Annotated in this window: 13 protein-coding genes and 1 pseudogene; 5 read left to right on the top strand and 9 right to left on the bottom strand. The window is 72.5% G+C overall.

Annotated elements, in window-relative coordinates:
• Positions 1-48: 48 nt before the first annotated feature.
• The 5 genes from H8R17_RS15330 to H8R17_RS15310 all read right to left on the bottom strand — a co-directional run bounded on the left by H8R17_RS15330 (position 49) and on the right by H8R17_RS15310 (position 5,090).
• Positions 49-684, bottom strand: coding sequence for an ATP/GTP-binding protein (locus H8R17_RS15330; protein WP_187823745.1), 636 nt, complete (start codon positions 682-684; stop codon positions 49-51).
• Complete coding sequence (locus H8R17_RS15325; protein ID WP_187823744.1) at positions 671-1,027, bottom strand: DUF742 domain-containing protein; 357 nt, start codon at positions 1,025-1,027, stop codon at positions 671-673. Before H8R17_RS15325 ends, H8R17_RS15330 begins: the two co-directional genes overlap by 14 nt.
• 1 nt (position 1,028) lies before the next feature.
• Positions 1,029-1,460, bottom strand: a complete 432-nt coding sequence (locus H8R17_RS15320; protein WP_187823743.1) for a roadblock/LC7 domain-containing protein — start codon at positions 1,458-1,460, stop codon at positions 1,029-1,031.
• A gap of 14 nt (positions 1,461-1,474) precedes the next feature.
• Positions 1,475-3,868 carry a nitrate- and nitrite sensing domain-containing protein gene (locus tag H8R17_RS15315; protein WP_187823742.1) on the bottom strand — a complete coding sequence of 798 codons (2,394 nt, stop codon included), beginning with the start codon at positions 3,866-3,868 and terminating at the stop codon, positions 1,475-1,477.
• Positions 3,869-4,079: 211 nt separating this feature from the next.
• Positions 4,080-5,090 carry a substrate-binding domain-containing protein gene (locus H8R17_RS15310; RefSeq protein ID WP_187823741.1) on the bottom strand — a complete coding sequence of 337 codons (1,011 nt, stop codon included), beginning with the start codon at positions 5,088-5,090 and terminating at the stop codon, positions 4,080-4,082.
• Positions 5,091-5,718: 628 nt separating this feature from the next.
• Here H8R17_RS15310 and H8R17_RS15305 point away from each other — a divergent pair.
• Both H8R17_RS15305 and H8R17_RS15300 read left to right on the top strand, forming a co-directional pair.
• On the top strand, positions 5,719-6,072 hold the full coding sequence (locus H8R17_RS15305; protein WP_187823740.1) for a metalloregulator ArsR/SmtB family transcription factor: 354 nt from the start codon (positions 5,719-5,721) through the stop codon (positions 6,070-6,072).
• Positions 6,062-8,743, top strand: coding sequence for an HAD-IC family P-type ATPase (locus H8R17_RS15300; protein WP_187823739.1), 2,682 nt, complete (start codon positions 6,062-6,064; stop codon positions 8,741-8,743). Before H8R17_RS15305 ends, H8R17_RS15300 begins: the two co-directional genes overlap by 11 nt.
• Here H8R17_RS15300 and H8R17_RS15295 read toward each other — a convergent pair.
• Positions 8,730-10,265, bottom strand: coding sequence for an LCP family protein (locus tag H8R17_RS15295; RefSeq protein ID WP_187823738.1), 1,536 nt, complete (start codon positions 10,263-10,265; stop codon positions 8,730-8,732). The two genes, H8R17_RS15300 and H8R17_RS15295, sit on opposite strands and share 14 nt — an antisense overlap.
• Before the next feature lie 76 nt (positions 10,266-10,341).
• Here H8R17_RS15295 and tatA point away from each other — a divergent pair, with 76 nt between their 5' ends.
• The gene (tatA, locus tag H8R17_RS15290; RefSeq protein ID WP_187823737.1) at positions 10,342-10,554 is read left to right on the top strand and encodes a Sec-independent protein translocase subunit TatA; all 213 of its coding nucleotides are present in this window, start codon (positions 10,342-10,344) and stop codon (positions 10,552-10,554) included.
• Between the two features lie 66 nt (positions 10,555-10,620).
• Here tatA and H8R17_RS15285 read toward each other — a convergent pair whose 3' ends face one another.
• A complete protein-coding gene (locus H8R17_RS15285) occupies positions 10,621-11,106 on the bottom strand; it encodes a DUF6114 domain-containing protein (RefSeq protein WP_223125068.1) in 486 nt (161 codons plus the stop codon).
• Positions 11,106-11,825: a DUF6230 family protein gene (locus H8R17_RS15280; protein ID WP_187823736.1), complete on the bottom strand. Its 720-nt coding sequence runs from the start codon at positions 11,823-11,825 to the stop codon at positions 11,106-11,108. Before H8R17_RS15280 ends, H8R17_RS15285 begins: the two co-directional genes overlap by 1 nt.
• 658 nt (positions 11,826-12,483) lie before the next feature.
• Between H8R17_RS15280 and H8R17_RS15275 the strand changes: the two genes are divergently transcribed.
• Positions 12,484-13,131, top strand: a complete 648-nt coding sequence (locus H8R17_RS15275) for a Tat pathway signal sequence domain protein (RefSeq protein WP_187823735.1) — start codon at positions 12,484-12,486, stop codon at positions 13,129-13,131.
• On the opposite strand, the pseudogene H8R17_RS49210 reads toward H8R17_RS15275, so the two are convergent.
• Positions 13,124-13,574 (bottom strand): annotated as a pseudogene (locus H8R17_RS49210) (lytic polysaccharide monooxygenase); the annotation flags it as partial. The gene H8R17_RS15275 and the pseudogene H8R17_RS49210 sit on opposite strands and share 8 nt — an antisense overlap.
• 562 nt (positions 13,575-14,136) lie before the next feature.
• Between H8R17_RS49210 and H8R17_RS15265 the strand changes: the two are divergent.
• Positions 14,137-15,939, top strand: a complete 1,803-nt coding sequence (locus H8R17_RS15265) for a S8 family serine peptidase (protein ID WP_187823807.1) — start codon at positions 14,137-14,139, stop codon at positions 15,937-15,939.
• Positions 15,940-16,001: the final 62 nt, after the last annotated feature.

Here is a 16,001-nt window from a genome sequence, read left to right as displayed (position 1 = left end):
CTGACTACGGGCCCGGGCTGATGCCCGGGCCACAGCCGCGCCGGCCACTCAGCGGCCCGGGCGAGCCAGCCGGGCCGACTTGCCTCCCGCCTGGGCCACCTCCGCGATCAACTGGTCGATCAGCGCGATCAGTACGTCTCGGCACGACTCCCGCTCCCGCGCGTCGCACAGCAGCACCGGCACGCCCTCCGGCAGCGCGAGCGCGTCCCGGATGTCCTCCGCCGGGTAGGGATGCTCGCCGTAGAAGCCGTTGACGCCGACGACGAATGGGATGCGGCGGCGCTCGAAGAAGTCGATCGCGGCGAAGCTGGACTCGGGTCTGCGCACGTCGACCAGTACCACGGCGCCCAGGGCGCCGACGGCGAGGTCGTTCCACATGAACCAGAACCGCTGCTGTCCGGGCGTGCCGAACAGATACAGCACCAGGTCCTGGCTGATGGTGATCCGGCCGAAGTCCAGGGCCACCGTGGTGGCCCGCTTCTCCTCGATGCCCTCGAGGTCGTCGACGCCGAGACTCGCCATGGTCAGGGGTTCCTCGGTGCGCAGCGGGACGATCTCGCTGACCGAGCCGACCAGCGTGGTCTTGCCGACGCCGAAACCACCGGCGATGAGGATCTTGACGGTGTCGGGTGCCGAAACCGCGTGGGGGGAAGCCGTTTCGGAGGCGGTGTCAGAGCCGGCCAAGGCCGTCCCTCACTTTCTGCAGCAGGTCCAGGTCCGCAATTCCGCAGACGGGGTGTGGGGGGTGGACGGTGATCCGCCCCGCCTCCAGCAGGTCGCACAGCATGATGACGACCACACTCACCGGCAGGTCGAGGTGCGCCGCGACCTCCGCCACCGCGACCGGCTCCGTGCACAGCCGGAGGATCCGGGTCTGCTCGGGCTGCGGCCGGGTGACCGCGTCGGGCTGCGGATCGACCGCGGTCACGGTCGTGATGAGCGTGAAGTCGGCGCGGCTGGGCCGGGTCCGTCCGCCGGTCAGGGCGAAGGGCCGTACGAGCCGGCCGGCCGTGTCGCCTCCGCTCACCTCACGCGCCGGAGCCGGGCAGCGGACCGCCGGCGCCCCGCGGCGCGGCGCTCAGATGCTCGCCGATCTTCTTGACCAGCATGTTCATCTGATACGCCACCACGCCGACGTCCGCGCCCGGCCCGGTCAGCACGACGAGGTGGGCGCCGGGCCCCGCCGAGGTCAGGATCAGATAGCTGTTGGCCATCTCGATCAGCGCCTGCCGTACCGGGCCGCCGCGGAAGTCCATGCTGACGCCCTTGCTGAGGCTCATCAGCCCGGAGGCGGTCGCGGCCAGCCGTTCGGCGTCGTCGCGAAGGAACCCGGTGGACTTGGAGACGACCAGACCGTCGTCGGAGAGCACCACGGCCTGGTTCACGTCGGCGACCCGCTCCACGAGTCCGGTCAGCAACTGGTCCAGCTGGGTGTGCGTGGCGGGGATGGGGCCTGTCATTGCGGTGTCCTTCGTCAGCGGTCGGCGGGCGGAGTCGAGAGCTTGGGGGTGTCCGCGTCGGCGGGGCCCTCCGGTACGGCTGCGGCCGCCAGGTCGTACGGAGCCTCGGCGTCGTCGTCTCGCGCGCGGAACGTGCCGCGCTGGAATCCGGCCAGCGAGGAGGCGGCGGCCTCTGCGGTGTAGTCCTCGGGGCGGGCGGCGTCCTCGGCGGGCGGGGCCTCCTCCCGCAGTTCGGCGGCGAGGCTGGTCTGCGGCACCCGGCGGGGCAGCGGGGCGAGCCCGTCCCGGCGGGGCTTGGGGGCCGGTACGACGGCGGAGCGGACCGGGACGACGGGCCGCGGCTGCCGGGTGGGCTCCGCGGCCTCGGTGCCGCGCGCGTGCTCGGTCTCCACGGTCTGCCCGGCCCCCTCGGCGCACCCGGCGTTCGCCGCGTCCTTCGGGTCCTTCGGGTCCTTGGGATCCGCGTCGCCCGTGGCGGGGACCTCCAGCACCACGATGTCGTGCGGGATCAGCACGATCGCCGTGGTCCCGCCGTACGGCGAGGAGCGCAGCGTGACCGCGATGCCGTGCCGGTGGGCGAGCTGCGCGACCACGAACATGCCGAGCCGCAGGTCGTCGGCGAGCGCCACCACGTCGAACTGCGGGTCCACGCCCAGCTGGGCGTTGAAGGCGAGGTAGTCCTCCTCGGACATGCCCAGGCCGCGGTCCTCGATCTCCACGGCCAGGCCCTTGGCCACCATCGCGGCGCGCACCCCGACCGGGCTCGGCGCCGGCGAGTACGAGGTCGCGTTGTCGATCAGCTCGGCCAGCAGATGGATCACGTCCGCCACCGCGGGCGGCGCCAGGTACACCTCCTCGTCGGTGTGCACCTCCACCCGCTGGTACTCGGCGACCTCGCCGACGGCGCTGCGCAGGATGTCGATCAGCGCGACCGGCTCGGACCAGCTGCGACCGGGCCGCTCACCGCTGACGATGACGAGGTTCTCCTCGTAGCGGCGCAACTGGCTGGCCGTGGAGTCCAGTTCGTACAGGCCCTTGAGCACGTCCGGGTCGGAGTGCTGGCGCTCCAGCGCGTCCAGCTTGCTGAGCTGGAGGTTGACCAGGTTCTGGCTCTGCCGCGCGATGCCCAGGATCACCTTCTGGAAGCCGCGCCGGGTGTCGGCGAGTTCGACCGCCGTGTGCACCGCGGTGCGCTGCGCGGTGTTGAACGCCGTGGCCACCTGGCCCAGTTCGTCGCGGCCGTAGTCCAGCGGCGGGGTCGCCGACTCCACGTCGACCTTCTCGCCCCGGTCCAGCTGCGCCACCACCTCGGGCAGCCGCTCCTGCGCGAGGCTGAGCGTGGCCTCCCTGAGGCCCCGCAGCCGCCGGGACAGGGAGCGGGTGATCCGCCAGGACATGCCGACGCACAGCAGCAGCGCGACCAGCCCGCCCGCGCTGAGCGACCCGGCCTTGAACAGCAGGTTGTCGGCTTCGGCGCCGCTCTGGTCGAGCAGTCCCGAGGTCTGCTGCCGGATCATCGTCGAGTACTGGTCGGACACCTCGTTCAGGGACGCGTTCCACTGCTTCTGCGCGTCCGGCAGGCGGATCGTGCCGCCGCTGTCCGAGGCGCGGGCCGCGAGCACCCGGTCCTCGATGGACACCAGGGTCTTCCACTGAGGGCTCGCCATGATCCGCTCGGTCTGGGTCTTCGCGCTGCCGCGCAGCATCGGCAGGACCTGGTCCTGCACGAGCCAGCGGCGGGAGTTGACCAGCTCTGCGAACTCGGTCCAGGCCTTGTCGTCCAGCCGGCCGGACGGCCAGGCCAGGGTGAGCCGGGCGTCCTCCTGGGAGACCAGCTCCGCCGCGTGCTCCAGGGCCACCAGCGGGCCGGCCTGCGAGGTGAGGTCACCGTCGTCGACCTGGGACAGCTCCTGGAAGGCGTGGATCTGGTCGTCGATGATCGACGTGTACTGGCCCAGCGCCTGCTCGGAGGTGATCTCGGAAGGGTCGTCCACCTGGCCGCGGTAGTACTCCAGGCTGCCCAGCGATCCGAGGACCGAGTACAGCCGGTCCGAGATGCGAGCGGGGGCCTTCTGGATCGCGTCCGACTGCCGGACCAGCTTCGCGACCTCCACGTCGGTCTTCTGGCGCTGCGCGTCCAGGGCGGCCCGGGAGCCGTTCGGCGAGGCCAGCCAGGCGGCCGACAGGCTGCGCTCACGTTGCAGCGCGAGCGTCGCGTCGGTGCCCATGGCCCCGGTCGACCGGCTGAGCTCCGTCTGGGAGCGCAGCCGCAGCCCCTCCGAGAACATCTGGATGGTCGTCACGCTCCACATGGCGGCGAGGGTGATGCTGGTGACCAGGGCCAGGAGGATCAGGGAGAGACGTATGGAGCCGAAACGGCGGCGCCGGGCACCTGTCCGTGGAGACATCGTCATCCTAGGGCGATCTACGGGGCAGCTGAGCGGAGGGGAGCGGGCGAACGGGCGGTTCGGAGAGGCGGGGGCGGGCGGGGGACGAGCGGTGGGGGTGACTGCGCGTCCGGTACGGCACAGGGGATGCGGAGGATGCTATCCGGACAAGTGACCGCACGGGACGGTGGGTAACGGAATCTTTGAGGACATCGGCGCACGAAGTGTCCGCTCAGCGGGTTCCCTTCGCGGCGAGCTTCGCGACCGAGGCGATGTTCTCCCGGGTCACGAACGCGGGACCGGTCAGCACGGGAGCCGTCCCGCCTCCGCTGATGTTGCCGTTCGTCCTGTACAGCCACAGCGCGTCGACGGCGAGATACCCCTGCAGGTAGGGCTGCTGGTCCACGGCGAACTGCACGTCTGCCCGCTCCACCGCCCCGACCATGTCCTTGTTGAGGTCGAACGTCGCGACCTTGGCCTTGCTGCCCGCCTGCTTCACGGAGTTGACCGCGGCCAGCGCGAACTGCGCGCCCAGTGTGACCACTTCGTCGATGGACGGGTCCTGCCGCAGTCGGGACGTGATCTGGGCGTTCACCATGTCCATGTCGGTGCCCCGCACGTAGAGGTTGTCGGTGTCGCCGCGGAAGGCCTTCTTCACCCCGGCGCAGCGGGCCTCCAGGGAGACGTTGCCCCGTTCGTGGATCACGCACAGCGCGTGCCTGGCGCGCAGGGCGTTGAGCTTGTCGCCGACCGCCTGGCCGGCGAGGCTCTCGTCCTGGCCGAAGTACTCCAGGAGCCCCGCGGGCTTCCAGGCGTCCATGCCGGAGTTCAGGCCGACCACCGGTATGCCCGCCGCCTGGGCCCGGGCGACCGGGCCTCTCATCTCCAGCGGTTTGGCCAGGGTCACCGCGAGGCCGTCCACCTTGTCTCGTACGGCGTCCCGCACCAGGTCGGCCTGCCCCGTCGCGTCGGCGTCGCTGGTGTACGTCAGGGCGATGTCGTCCTTGGCGGCCGCGTCCTCGGCGCCCTTCTTCACCAGGTCCCAGAACGCGTCGCCCTTGCCGCCGTGGGTGACCATGGCGACCCGCAACCCGCCGCCGGCCCGGCCCGCCGGCTCCGGGCCCGACGCGTCGTCGGCCGTGCGCAGGGCGGAGCAGCCGGACATCAGCAGACAGACGGCGGCGGCGAGCGCCGCGGCACGGGGGAGTCTTGGGAAGCGGTGAGGCGGAGGAGAGGGGGTCATGAGGGTGCGGTACCTCGCTGAGCGGCCGAGCAAGAGCATGGGGAGAGCGCGGGGCGGAGCCGCGTGACGTGCACCGACCTGGTGACTCTCGCTGAGCGGGAGCCAATCGCGTGTTGCCTGTGGTCGTCAAGTGAGCGACCACCTGCAGTGAGTTGATGCTGCCGCATCGTGATGATCCGTCCGACGGGTCGAACGAAGCGGTGGCTCGCCGGTGTTACGGCTCGCTGACCGGGGTATTGCGGCTGCCCGGGGGGAGTTACGGCTGCCGGGGGATCACGGCTTCCGCGCCATCGCCCGTACATCGCGGTGTCCTCATCCCGGATCACCTCGGTGCCGGTGCCGTCCGGATGCCAGTGGCGGGGCGCGTATCTCCGGCAGGCTCCCGGCTCCTCCCAACAGATATCGAGCCTCCGCCACCCTCCCGCGGATCCCCGGCCGGCCCTCCCGCGCCACCCCGCCCCCGGCCGCACCGGCTGCGACCATCCCCCGACCACACCGCCCGCCGGCGGTCCCCACCCGCCGACCGCCTCAGCAACCACTCGGGACGGAACACCTACACTGGTCCGGTTCGTACGGCGTGGCGTGCGGCGGGACGGCGTTGCGGCGCCCTGGACAGGAGGCGGCGACGGTGGCGGCAGCCGGTGGTGGCTTCGAGGATCCGTCCGTCGAGGTGTTCACCGAGGCGGCCGCGGCCTTCGGGCTGCTCGCCTCGCCTGCCCGGCTGCACATTGTGTGGGCGCTGATCCGCGGTGAGAGCGACGTGACCGGGCTCGCCGAGCGGGTCGGCGGCGCGCTGCCCGCGGTCAGCCAGCACCTGACCAAGCTCAAGCTCGCCGGGCTCGTCCGCTCCCGCCGCGAGGGCCGCCGCCAGGTGTACTACGTCGACGCCCACGAGCAGGCGGCCGTGGTGGACGTGGTGCGGCTGATGGTGGACCGGCTCGGCGACCGCGCGGCCCCCGCGCGCCGCCTCCATGGCCTCTGAGACCGCCGACGGCACCTGGCTGCAGGTGCTGCGGCGGCTGGACACCGGCCCGAGCGGACTCACCGAGGACGAGGCCCGGCGGCGGCTGACGGCGGCGGGCGAGAACACGCTGCCGCAGCGCCGTACGCCCTCCTGGGCCCGCCGGTGCGTGCGGGGGCTGCGGGACCCGTTCACGGCCGTCCTGCTGTGTCTGGGCCTGGTCTCCGCGGCCGTCGCCTCCTGGGGCACGGCCGCCGTCATCCTTGCCCTCGTCGCCGTCAGTTGCGTGCTGCGCGCGAGCGGGGAGCACCGCGCCGACCGGTCCATGGCCGCGCTGCGCGAGCTGGTCGCGGGCACGGCGACCGTGCTGCGCCGCGCGGGGGACGGCGAGCCGCCGCGCGCCCGCGAGGTACCGGTCGCCGAGCTGGTGCCGGGCGACGTGCTGCGGCTCGGGCCGGGGGACCTCGTACCCGCGGACGTACGGCTGCTGCGCGCCCGCGGCCTCACCGTGCACCAGGCCGCGCTGACCGGTGAGTCCACGCCGGTCCCCAAGGACGCCGTCGAGGAACCCGGCACGGCCGGCGAGGACCCCTTCGCCCAGCCCCATCTCTGCTTCCAGGGCAGCGCGGTCGCCTCCGGCAGCGCCAGCGCGGTGGTGCTCGCGACGGGCGTGCGGACCCGGCTCGCCGCCGCCCACGGACCGCCCGCGCGGCGCGAGCCCGGCGCCTTCGACCGGTCCGTGCACGGCATCTCCTGGGTGCTCATCCGGTTCATGCTGCTGACGCCGCCGCTGGTCCTCATGGCGGGCGCCGCCCTGCGCGGGCGCGGCCTGGAGACGCTGCCGTTCGCCGTCGCGGTCGCCGTCGGGCTGACCCCCGAGATGCTTCCGGTGATCGTCACCACCTGTCTGGCCCGCGGCGCCGCGCTCCTCGCCCGCGCCCACGGCGTGATCGTCACCCGGCTGCCCGCACTGCACGACCTCGGCGCGGTCGACGTGCTGTGCGTCGACAAGACCGGCACCCTCACCCAGGACCGGCCCGTCGTCGAACGCTCCCTCGACGCGGCCGGACGGGACGACCCGGAGGCGCTGCACTGGGCCGCCGTCGCCGCCTGGTGGACCCTCCAGCTCGCCGAACTGCCCGCACCGGACGCCCTCGACGAGGCCCTGCTGGAGGCGGCGGGCTCGGTCGGCGAGGAGTACGACGGCGTCGACGCCGCACCCTTCGACCCGGAACGGCGCCTCGCCACCGCCGTCCTGCGCGGCTCCCTCGGACGGCACATCCACGTCGTCAAGGGCGCCGTCGAGGCCGTCCTGGACCGCTGCGCACTGGAGCCCGGCGAACGCGAGCGACTCCTCTCCCTCGCCGCCCGCGAGGCGGACACCGGCCTGCGCCTCCTGGCCGTCGCCACCACCGACCTCCCCCACGCTCGAACCCACTCGCGCGGGGGGACCCCCATCGCCTGCGCCGACCGCCCCGGCGGCACCCGCACCGGCGGCCCCGCCGACGCACGCGGCCTGACCTTCCGCGGCCTGGTCACCTTCCGCGACACCCTCACCCCGACCGCCACCGAGGCCCTGCGTGCCCTGACCGCCAGCGGCATCACCGTCAAGGTCCTCACGGGCGACCACCCGTCGACGGCGGCCCGCGTGTGCCGGGAACTGGGGCTGGAACTCGGGGACGTAAGGGTGGCGGGCGAGGGATTCGCGGAGGCCGCGCGGGACGGTCGTACCGGAGCCGTCCTGGACAGCCGCACGGAAAGCGCCCGGGGCCGCCGCGCGCCGGCGGCCGGGACCACCCCCGCCGGTGACGGCCTCGGCCGCACCACCGTCGTCGCCCGCTGCACACCCGAGGACAAGGCCCGGGTCGTCGCAGCGCTGCGGGCCGCCGGGCACACCGTCGGGTTTCTTGGGGACGGGGTCAACGACGTGCCCGCGCTGCGGGCCGCGGACGTCGGGATCGCGCCGCGGTCCGCCGTGGACGTGGCGCGGGAGAGCGCCGACGTCGTGCTCGCCGACAAGGACCTCACGGCGATCGGGCACGCCGTCACCGCCGGCCGGCACGCGAGCGGCAACATCGCCTCCTACCTGCGGGTCACGCTCTCCTCGAACCTCGGCAACGTCATCGCCATGCTCGCCGCCGGCCTGCTGCTGCCGTTCCTGCCGATGCTCCCGGCCCAGGTGCTGGTGCAGAACCTGTGCTTCGACGCGGCCCAGCTCGCCTTCGCCCACGACCGCCCCGACGCGGCGGCGCTGCGCCGCCCGGCCGTGCTGCGCCCGCGCTCCTTCCTGCGCTTCATCACCGGCTTCGGCCTGCTCAACGCGGTCGCCGACCTCGCCACCTTCGCCGTCCTCGGCCTCGCCCTCGACGGCGCCGGCGACGCCGTACGCGACCAGTCCCTGTTCCACGCGGCGTGGTTCACCGAGAACCTGCTCACCCAGGCCCTGGTGATGCTGCTCCTGCGCAGCGGCCGCCGGCTCGCCGAGGGCAGGGGGCCGGGACCCGTCGGCCGGGCTGCCACCGGCCTCGCCGTCGTCGGCCTGCTGCTGCCGCCGAGCCCGCTGGGCGCCCCGCTCGGCATGACGCCCCTGCCCGCCGCGTACTACGCGCTGCTCGCCGCCGTCCTCGGCCTGTACGCGCTCGCCCTGACGGCGGCACGCGCCCGGCTCGGCCGCAGGCTCAGCCGTAGGTGAGGTTCGAGCAGGGGTTGTCGTCCGCCGAGCGCGCCCCTTCGGCGACCGCCGAGGGCACGGCGGCCGGGGCCGGGGACGCGGAGGCCGCGGGTGTGGCGGCGTACGACTGGCCGAGGACGACGTTGATCCCGGTGCCGGTCACCGGCTGGAGTTCGGCGCCGGGGAACACCCGGGCGACCGTGCGGGCCTTGTCCTCCAGGCCGGGGCCGTACTCGACGAGCGTGGTGGTGTGGTCCTGGGCGCTCGCGGTCGCCGTGCCGGTGACGGTGAAGCCGTCGGCGGTGAGCTGGGCGGCGCCGCGGGCGGCGAGGCCGGTGGCGGTGGTGCCGTTGTAGACGGCCACGTCGATGCCGGCACCGGAGACGGCCGTGGCGGACGGAGCGGGCTTTGCCGTCCCGTGCTTCTTGCCCCCGGCGTACTTGCCGTCGATCGTGCGGTCGTCCTTCAGCGCGGCGAAGAGCGCGTCGGCGTCCGGCTGCACCACCGCCACGCGCGACCCCTCGTACCGCCACGGCAGCGTGACGAACTTCGTGTTGTGCAGGTCGATGTCCTTCAGCGACATCGCGAAGGAGATGAGCTTCCCGGCCGAACCGAGGCCCGGGTCCACGGTCAGCGACTTCGTGGCGGCCTCGGCCAGCGGCAGCAGCTTCGCCGGGGTGAAGCCGTTGCTCTTCACCTCCTTCAACAGGCTGGCCACGAACGCCTGCTGGCGCTTGATACGGCCGATGTCGGAGCCGTCGCCGATACCGTGCCGGATGCGGACGTAGTCCAGGGCCCGCTGCCCGGAGACGGTCTGCTCGCCCTTGCGGAACAGCAGCCGGCCCGGCGAGGTGAGGTGCGGGTTGAGATCGTTCTCGTACACGTTCTGCGGCAGGCACACCTTGACGCCGCCCACCACCTCCGTCAGCCGGGCGAAGCCCTTGAAGTCGACGACGACGGTGTGATCGACCCGCAGCCCGGTGAGCTGCTCGACGGTGTTCTGCGTGCAGGCCGGGTTGCCCTTGGCCGTCTGTCCGACGGAGTAGGCCGCGTTGAACATCGTCTGCGGCTGCGCCTTCGTCCAGGTGCCGTCGGGGAGCTTGCAGGGCGGGATCGTGACCAGGGTGTCGCGCGGGATGGAGACGGCGAGGGCGTGTTGGTGGTCGGCGTAGATGTGCAGCAGGAACGTCGTGTCGGAGCGGCCCACGTCGTTCTTGTCGCCGCCGCCCAGCTTGTTGTTGCCGTCGGTGCGCGTGTCGGAGCCGATGACCAGGACGTTCTCGCCCTTCGACGAGCCGGCGTCCGGGCGGTGGTCGGACAGGCCGCCCGCGTCGAACGTGCTGATGTTGCCGTCGAGCTTGAAGTACAGCCAGCCGGCCCCCGCCCCCGCCAGCACCAGCAGTGCCAGGCAGATGGTGAGCCCGACGCGTATCCGGCGACCGCGCCGCCGCCGACGGTCCCGGGCGGCGGACCGCCTGCCGCGGCCCTCGCCGCCGCTCCGATGCCGCGGGTGTGCTGACCTGCGGCTGCTGGTGACGGTCATGGGCGCCCTCTTGCTGTCTCGCTTTCGTTGTACAGTTGCGCAATGTAGCAACTGTGGGCAAGAGGAGGGCGCGGGCATGCTGCGTAACGGACTGGAACCCTGGCACCTGCTGGTCCTGGCGATCGTTGTGATCGTCCTGTTCGGCTCCAAGAAGCTCCCGGACACGGCCCGGGCACTCGGCCGCTCGATGCGCATCCTCAAGAGCGAGGCGAAGGCGATGAAGGAGGAGACCGGCACGGAGGACACGGCGCCGACGCCGGTGGAGCCGCCGCCCGCCACAAGGGGATGACGGCGCAGTGCGCGCCCAGGACGTGGACGCGCACCGGCATGCAGGGGAGGCGCCCAGCGCCCGGATTCAGGCCGCGCCGCTCGCGCCCCGCTCCACCGATCCCGGTACGGCCCGTGACTCCACCGACCCCGCTACGTCCCGCGCCGCCCGCGCCCGCTTGCGCCGCTGCCGCCGGCTCACGCGCGGCTCCTGGTTCGGGAGCCAGCCGAAGGCCAGGCAGCTGCCGACGCAGCCCAGGAGGAGGCCGAGGAAGAAGCCGCCCACGTTCGAGGTGATCCAGGTCCCGAGGGAGACCAGGACACCGGTGATCGAGTAGAACAGGCGCTGCGCGGGGTTGAAGAGGACCAGCAGCCCGCACAGCACCATCAGGGCCGGCAGCAGATAGCCCGCCAGACCCTGCATGCCGACGTGCAGCACCACCCTCAGCGACGCCTTCTGTGTGAGCAGGATCTCCGCCCCGCCCAGCGCGAGCAGCAGCCCGCCCCAGAACGGCCGGGCGGCCCGCCACCCGCGGAAGGCGGACCGCACTCCTTGTCGTGGCCGGTCCGGCATCAGCAACCCGACTCGCTGAAGCGGAGTTTCAGACCCGGAAGCTTGAACACGCCAGCCGTAGTGGCGTAGTTGGTCTGCCGCAGGTTGGCGATGCGCACGGTGTCGGACTGCTGGCTGAACACGCCCTTCGGGCCGCGGCCCAGCGGCCCGGCCTTGTTCAGTTCGCTGGCGTCGTTGCCGATCTCGATGTCGGTGAACGCGGCGTTGCCGGACAGCTCCGTCGAGTCGGTGACCAGGTCGTTCGCCCTCACCTTCTGCGCCCCGCCGCCCGCCCTGATCACCAGGTTGGTGCCGCCGAGGTCCACGCTCTGGCACAGCTTGGTGAGCGTCGCGTCCTTGATCACGGAGGTGACGACCAGCACCTGCCCACCGGTGTCACCCGCGTTCGGGCTGCCCTCGGCCATGTTGTCGAGCCCGCCGAACTGCGCGAAGCCGGTGCCCTTGAGCTCGGTCGCGGTGACCGTGAAGGGCATGCCGGAGATCGCGAACTGCACGCCCAGCGCCCCCTGCGCGGTGAGGATCGCGAGCCCCGCGGTGATCGCGGCGGCCGGCACCGCCGGCACCGCGGCCCGCCGCATCCGCACCCGCCCGCGTCTTTGCGAGCCATCGGGGGTCTCGGGGGTGGCATGGGTCTGCGAGGTCTCCGCGTGCGCGGAATCGCTTTCCGGATGCCCGGGGGTGTGGCCGGCGGGCGGGCTGAGGTCCGAGGATGAAGCCATGTCTGCTCCAGGTGCATAGAAACGCTGGTCGGGCTCTGATAGCAGGCTGTCCTGGCGCGGACACCGGCTGCGGGCACGCCGGCTCGCAACTCCCGGCGGTTTTAAGGGGTTTCTCGTTACGCCGCAGTAGCCGCCGAGGAAGTTACCGGTGGTTACAACCAAGGGTCAAGGGAAGTGTGAACAAAAAGTGTTGGTTGTGCGTCAGCTGTGACCCGTCCGTCATCCGGGCCTCACCAAAGCCTCACTGATACCAGCAACTTCCTTGCAACACCTTGACGTTGAATCTCTCTCCGGCCTACAACTCTCCCTGGTCTCACCGGATCCGTGGCGCCGGATCCGTCCCGCGGCACCGTCCGCGTCCTCCCGGACCGCCCGTCGTTCCGCACGGGTTCTTCACCGTCAGAGTCCGACCCCGCACGCCCGACCCTCCACGGCTCCGGCACGACGCTTCCCCCTCGAACCGGGCCCCGGCCACCCCCGACCGGTCCGGCCGGAGGTCTCTCCCCGGGGCCTCCGGCCGCTCACCGGCCTGCCGTTGCCGGTCCGTCACGTACGGAGAAGGCGTCACGGGCCGGCAACGGCATCCACTCGACCACCCCCGGGGCACCGCGCCCGTCGCCCCACTCCGCAAGACGCCCAAAGAAAGAGGTACACCCGCATGCGCACTCGCACCCTCCTCACGCTCGCCGCCTCCGCCGCCGCCCTCACCCTCCCGGCCGCCGTCCCCGCCTCCGCCGCCGACACCCCGGTGCTGACCACCGCCGACGGCACCGCCGTCGCGGTCGGCGACGTCCTCAACGCCTCCCTGGCCAGTGGCACCGCCGCGACGTTCTACTCCAGCGCGACCGGCACCAGCGGCATCTCCTGCACCTCGTCGGCGTTCTCCGCCACCGTCACCGACAACCCCACCGCTCCCGGCACCGCGACCGAGTCGCTGGCCTCGCACACGTTCGACACCAGCGGCTGCACCGCCAACGTCACCGGGGTGCTCGGCGTCAGCGGCATCACGGTCGACAACCTGCCCTACACCACCAGCGTGTCCTCCGACGGCACCGTGACCGTGACCCCGGCCACGGGCTCCGCCATCCAGTCCACGGTCAGACTGCGCACCCTGCTCGGCACCATCACCTGCGTCTACCAGGCGCCCAGCCTGTCCGGCACAGCGAGCAACGCCGACCACAGCATCGCCTTCTCCAACCAGCAGTTCACCAAGACGTCCGGCTCGTCGCTGTGCTTCAGCAACGCCTTCTTCACCGCCAAGTACGCGCCGGTGACCGCCGCGGGCGCGGCCGTCAACGTCAACTGACCGACTGACGAAGGCAGTTCATCGCCGACGCAGATGCACCACCAGGGCGGCGCCGCGGGTGAGCGCCAGCACCGCGGCGGCGCCGCCGCGGTGCTGGCGCGGACGGTCCCCAGCCGGTGTCGTCCGTGGCGGCGGCTTCCGGGGTGCTGTCGTCTCCGGGCGGCGACGCCTGCTGCGCCGTACGCGGCCGGGCCGTCGCCCTCATCCGGTACGCGCGGTCCGTCAGGGCCGGGTCCGTCACCTCGGCGGACGACTGCTCCGGCAGGTCGGACCAGGTGAGCGGCCGCGGCGGGTCGTAGCCGGGGTTGGTCAGGTACATCCGGAACGTGCCAGTGTGCGGGATCGTCGAGGCCCCGGTGCGCGGGCAGCCGTCCGCCGCGCAGCTGCCCGTCGGGGATCACCCGCCGGTCCCGCCCGTTCACGTTCGCCACCCGCAGGTTGTCCCACGCCGTGAAGGGAGCGCCGTTCGCGGCGACGACCGCCCGGCAGGCCGCCGAGCGCGCCGGCGCCGCGCTCGGGCGAGCAGGCGTACACCCGGCTCACCGGGTCAGCGCGCCGTGCGCGTGCGCCGGTGCCGCCGCCCACAGCGGCAGCAGGGCCGGGGTCACGAGGGCGGCCACGAGGGCGACGCGGTGCACGGTCATCGGGAACGTCTCCTCGGCGGGACGGGAACGGTGGGCACCCGTCCCACAGGGACGAACGGTGCGGCACGTTCAGTGCCCGGCGACCCGCTCGAAAACGGACCATTCCCGGTCAACCGCCCTGCGCGCAGCGGCGGTTCCCGACCAGATAGAGGGTTTCCCCCCATACCCCTATGACCTCCTCTTTGCCTATTGTTCGAGCACAGCTGACCCACAGGTAACCCCGAACGGGTCGCAGCTCGCGCATGGCCGGCCGCCGCGCCGCTTTTCGCACCACCCCCCGCCGCTTCGACGACGAAGCGTTTCCCCGCCACTCCGCGCTGCCCGCTGTCCGGAGTACGGCACGAAAGGCAAGCCCTTGCGTATCTCCAATTCCCCGAGCACCCCTTCCAGACGGAAGCTCATATCCGCCGCCGCGGTCTCCGCGGCCCTGCTGACCGCCGCCACCGCCCAGGTCGCCGTCGCCCAGGACACCGCGACCCGGGAGGCCGCCGTCCCGACGGCCCAGGCCGAGGCCGCCCCCGGCACCCCGGCCGAGCGGCTCATCGTCGGCTACAAGTCCGGTGCCGCCGAGGCCAGGTCGAACAAGGCCGCCGCCGACGACGCCGAGACCAAGGGCAAGGGGGCCGGCGAGAACGTCGACTTCCAGCGCCGCCTCGGCACCGGCGCCGCCCTCGTCGGCCTCGGCGAGAACCTCAGCCGGAAGGCTGTAGCCGGCGTCGTCGCCGAGTACGAGGCCGACCCGCAGGTCGCCTACGTCGTACCGGACCGACTGAACAAGCCGTTGGCCACGCCGAACGACACCGAGTACGCCAAGCAGTGGGACCTGTCCGAGGCCACGGCCGGTATGCGGGTGCCGGGCGCCTGGGACGTCGCCACCGGCACCGGCGTGACCGTCGCCGTCATCGACACCGGCTACGTCACCCACTCCGACCTCGCCGCGAACATTGTCGGCGGGTACGACTTCATCTCCGACGCCGGCGTCGCCGTCGACGGCAACGGCCGCGACAGCGACCCGGCCGACCCGGGCGACTGGTACAACGCCAACGAGTGCGGTCCGGGCATCCCCGCCAGCGACTCCTCCTGGCACGGCACCCACGTCGCGGGCACCATCGCCGCCGTCACCAACAACAACAAGGGCGTCGCCGGTATCGCGTACAACGCGAAGATCTCCCCGGTGCGCGTCCTCGGCAAGTGCGGCGGCTACGACTCCGACATCATCGACGCCATCACCTGGGCGTCCGGCGGCACAGTCTCCGGCGTGCCCGCCAACACCGACGTCGCCAAGGTCATCAACATGAGCCTCGGCGGGGGCGGCGCCTGCTCCACCGCGACCCAGAACGCCATCAACGCCGCCGTGAACCGCGGCACGACGGTCGTCGTCGCGGCCGGCAACGCGAACCAGGACGCCGCCAACTCCTCCCCGGCGAACTGCAACAACGTCGTCACCGTCGCCGCGACCAACCGTGCCGGCAGCCGCGCGTTCTACTCCAACTACGGCTCGGCCGTGGACATCGCCGCCCCGGGCGGTGAGACCCGGACCACCACCTCCAACGGCATCCTGTCCACGCTGAACTCCGGCACCCGGACCCCGGCCACCGAGAACTACTCCTACTACCAGGGCACCAGCATGGCCGCCCCGCACATCGCGGGCCTGGCCGCGCTCGCGAAGTCGGCGAACTTTGCCCTGACCCCGGCCCAGATCGAATCGGCGATCAAGTCCAACGCGCGTCCCCTGCCCGGCACCTGCTCCGGCGGCTGCGGCGCGGGCCTCGCGGACGCCGCGAAGACGGTCCAGGCCGTCAAGGGCGGGGCGAGCACGGGGACCACGTTCTCCAGCACCGCCGCCGTCGCCATCCCGGACGACGGCCCGGCGGTCGAGTCCCCGGTCACCGTCAGCGGCCGCAGCGGCAACGCGCCCTCGGCGCTTCAGGTCGGCGTGGACATCACCCACACCTACCGCGGTGACCTGGTCATCGACCTGGTCGCGCCGGACGGTTCGGCGTACCGCCTGAAGTCCGCCTCCTGGGACTCCGCGGACAACGTGAACACCACCTACACGGTCAACGCCTCCGGCGAGAGTGCGAACGGCACCTGGAAGCTGCGTGTCCAGGACACCGCGGCCCAGGACACGGGCACGCTCAACGGCTGGAAGCTCACCTTCTGAGCCGACCGGATTCCAGCGGCCAACAGCGGGCGGGCCGGCCGGTGCCTCATCGGCACCGGCCG

Origin of the sequence: Streptomyces sp. TRM68367 (assembly GCF_014495685.1) — a bacterium.
Taxonomy (GTDB): domain Bacteria; phylum Actinomycetota; class Actinomycetes; order Streptomycetales; family Streptomycetaceae; genus Streptomyces.
This window is presented reverse-complemented; position numbering and strand designations above follow the sequence as displayed.

What these genes read in the sequence shown, in the direction of transcription:
- H8R17_RS15315 (WP_187823742.1), bottom strand. Translation starts at nt 3,868, where the DNA reads ATGTCTCCACGGACAGGTGCCCGGCGCCGCCGTTTCGGCTCCATACGT.
- H8R17_RS15300 (WP_187823739.1), top strand. Translation starts at nt 6,062, where the DNA reads ATGGCCTCTGAGACCGCCGACGGCACCTGGCTGCAGGTGCTGCGGCGG.
- H8R17_RS15295 (WP_187823738.1), bottom strand. Translation starts at nt 10,265, where the DNA reads ATGACCGTCACCAGCAGCCGCAGGTCAGCACACCCGCGGCATCGGAGC.
- tatA (WP_187823737.1), top strand. Translation starts at nt 10,342, where the DNA reads ATGCTGCGTAACGGACTGGAACCCTGGCACCTGCTGGTCCTGGCGATC.
- H8R17_RS15320 (WP_187823743.1), bottom strand. Translation starts at nt 1,460, where the DNA reads ATGACAGGCCCCATCCCCGCCACGCACACCCAGCTGGACCAGTTGCTG.
- H8R17_RS15275 (WP_187823735.1), top strand. Translation starts at nt 12,484, where the DNA reads ATGCGCACTCGCACCCTCCTCACGCTCGCCGCCTCCGCCGCCGCCCTC.
- H8R17_RS15280 (WP_187823736.1), bottom strand. Translation starts at nt 11,825, where the DNA reads ATGGCTTCATCCTCGGACCTCAGCCCGCCCGCCGGCCACACCCCCGGG.
- H8R17_RS15285 (WP_223125068.1), bottom strand. Translation starts at nt 11,106, where the DNA reads ATGCCGGACCGGCCACGACAAGGAGTGCGGTCCGCCTTCCGCGGGTGG.
- H8R17_RS15310 (WP_187823741.1), bottom strand. Translation starts at nt 5,090, where the DNA reads ATGACCCCCTCTCCTCCGCCTCACCGCTTCCCAAGACTCCCCCGTGCC.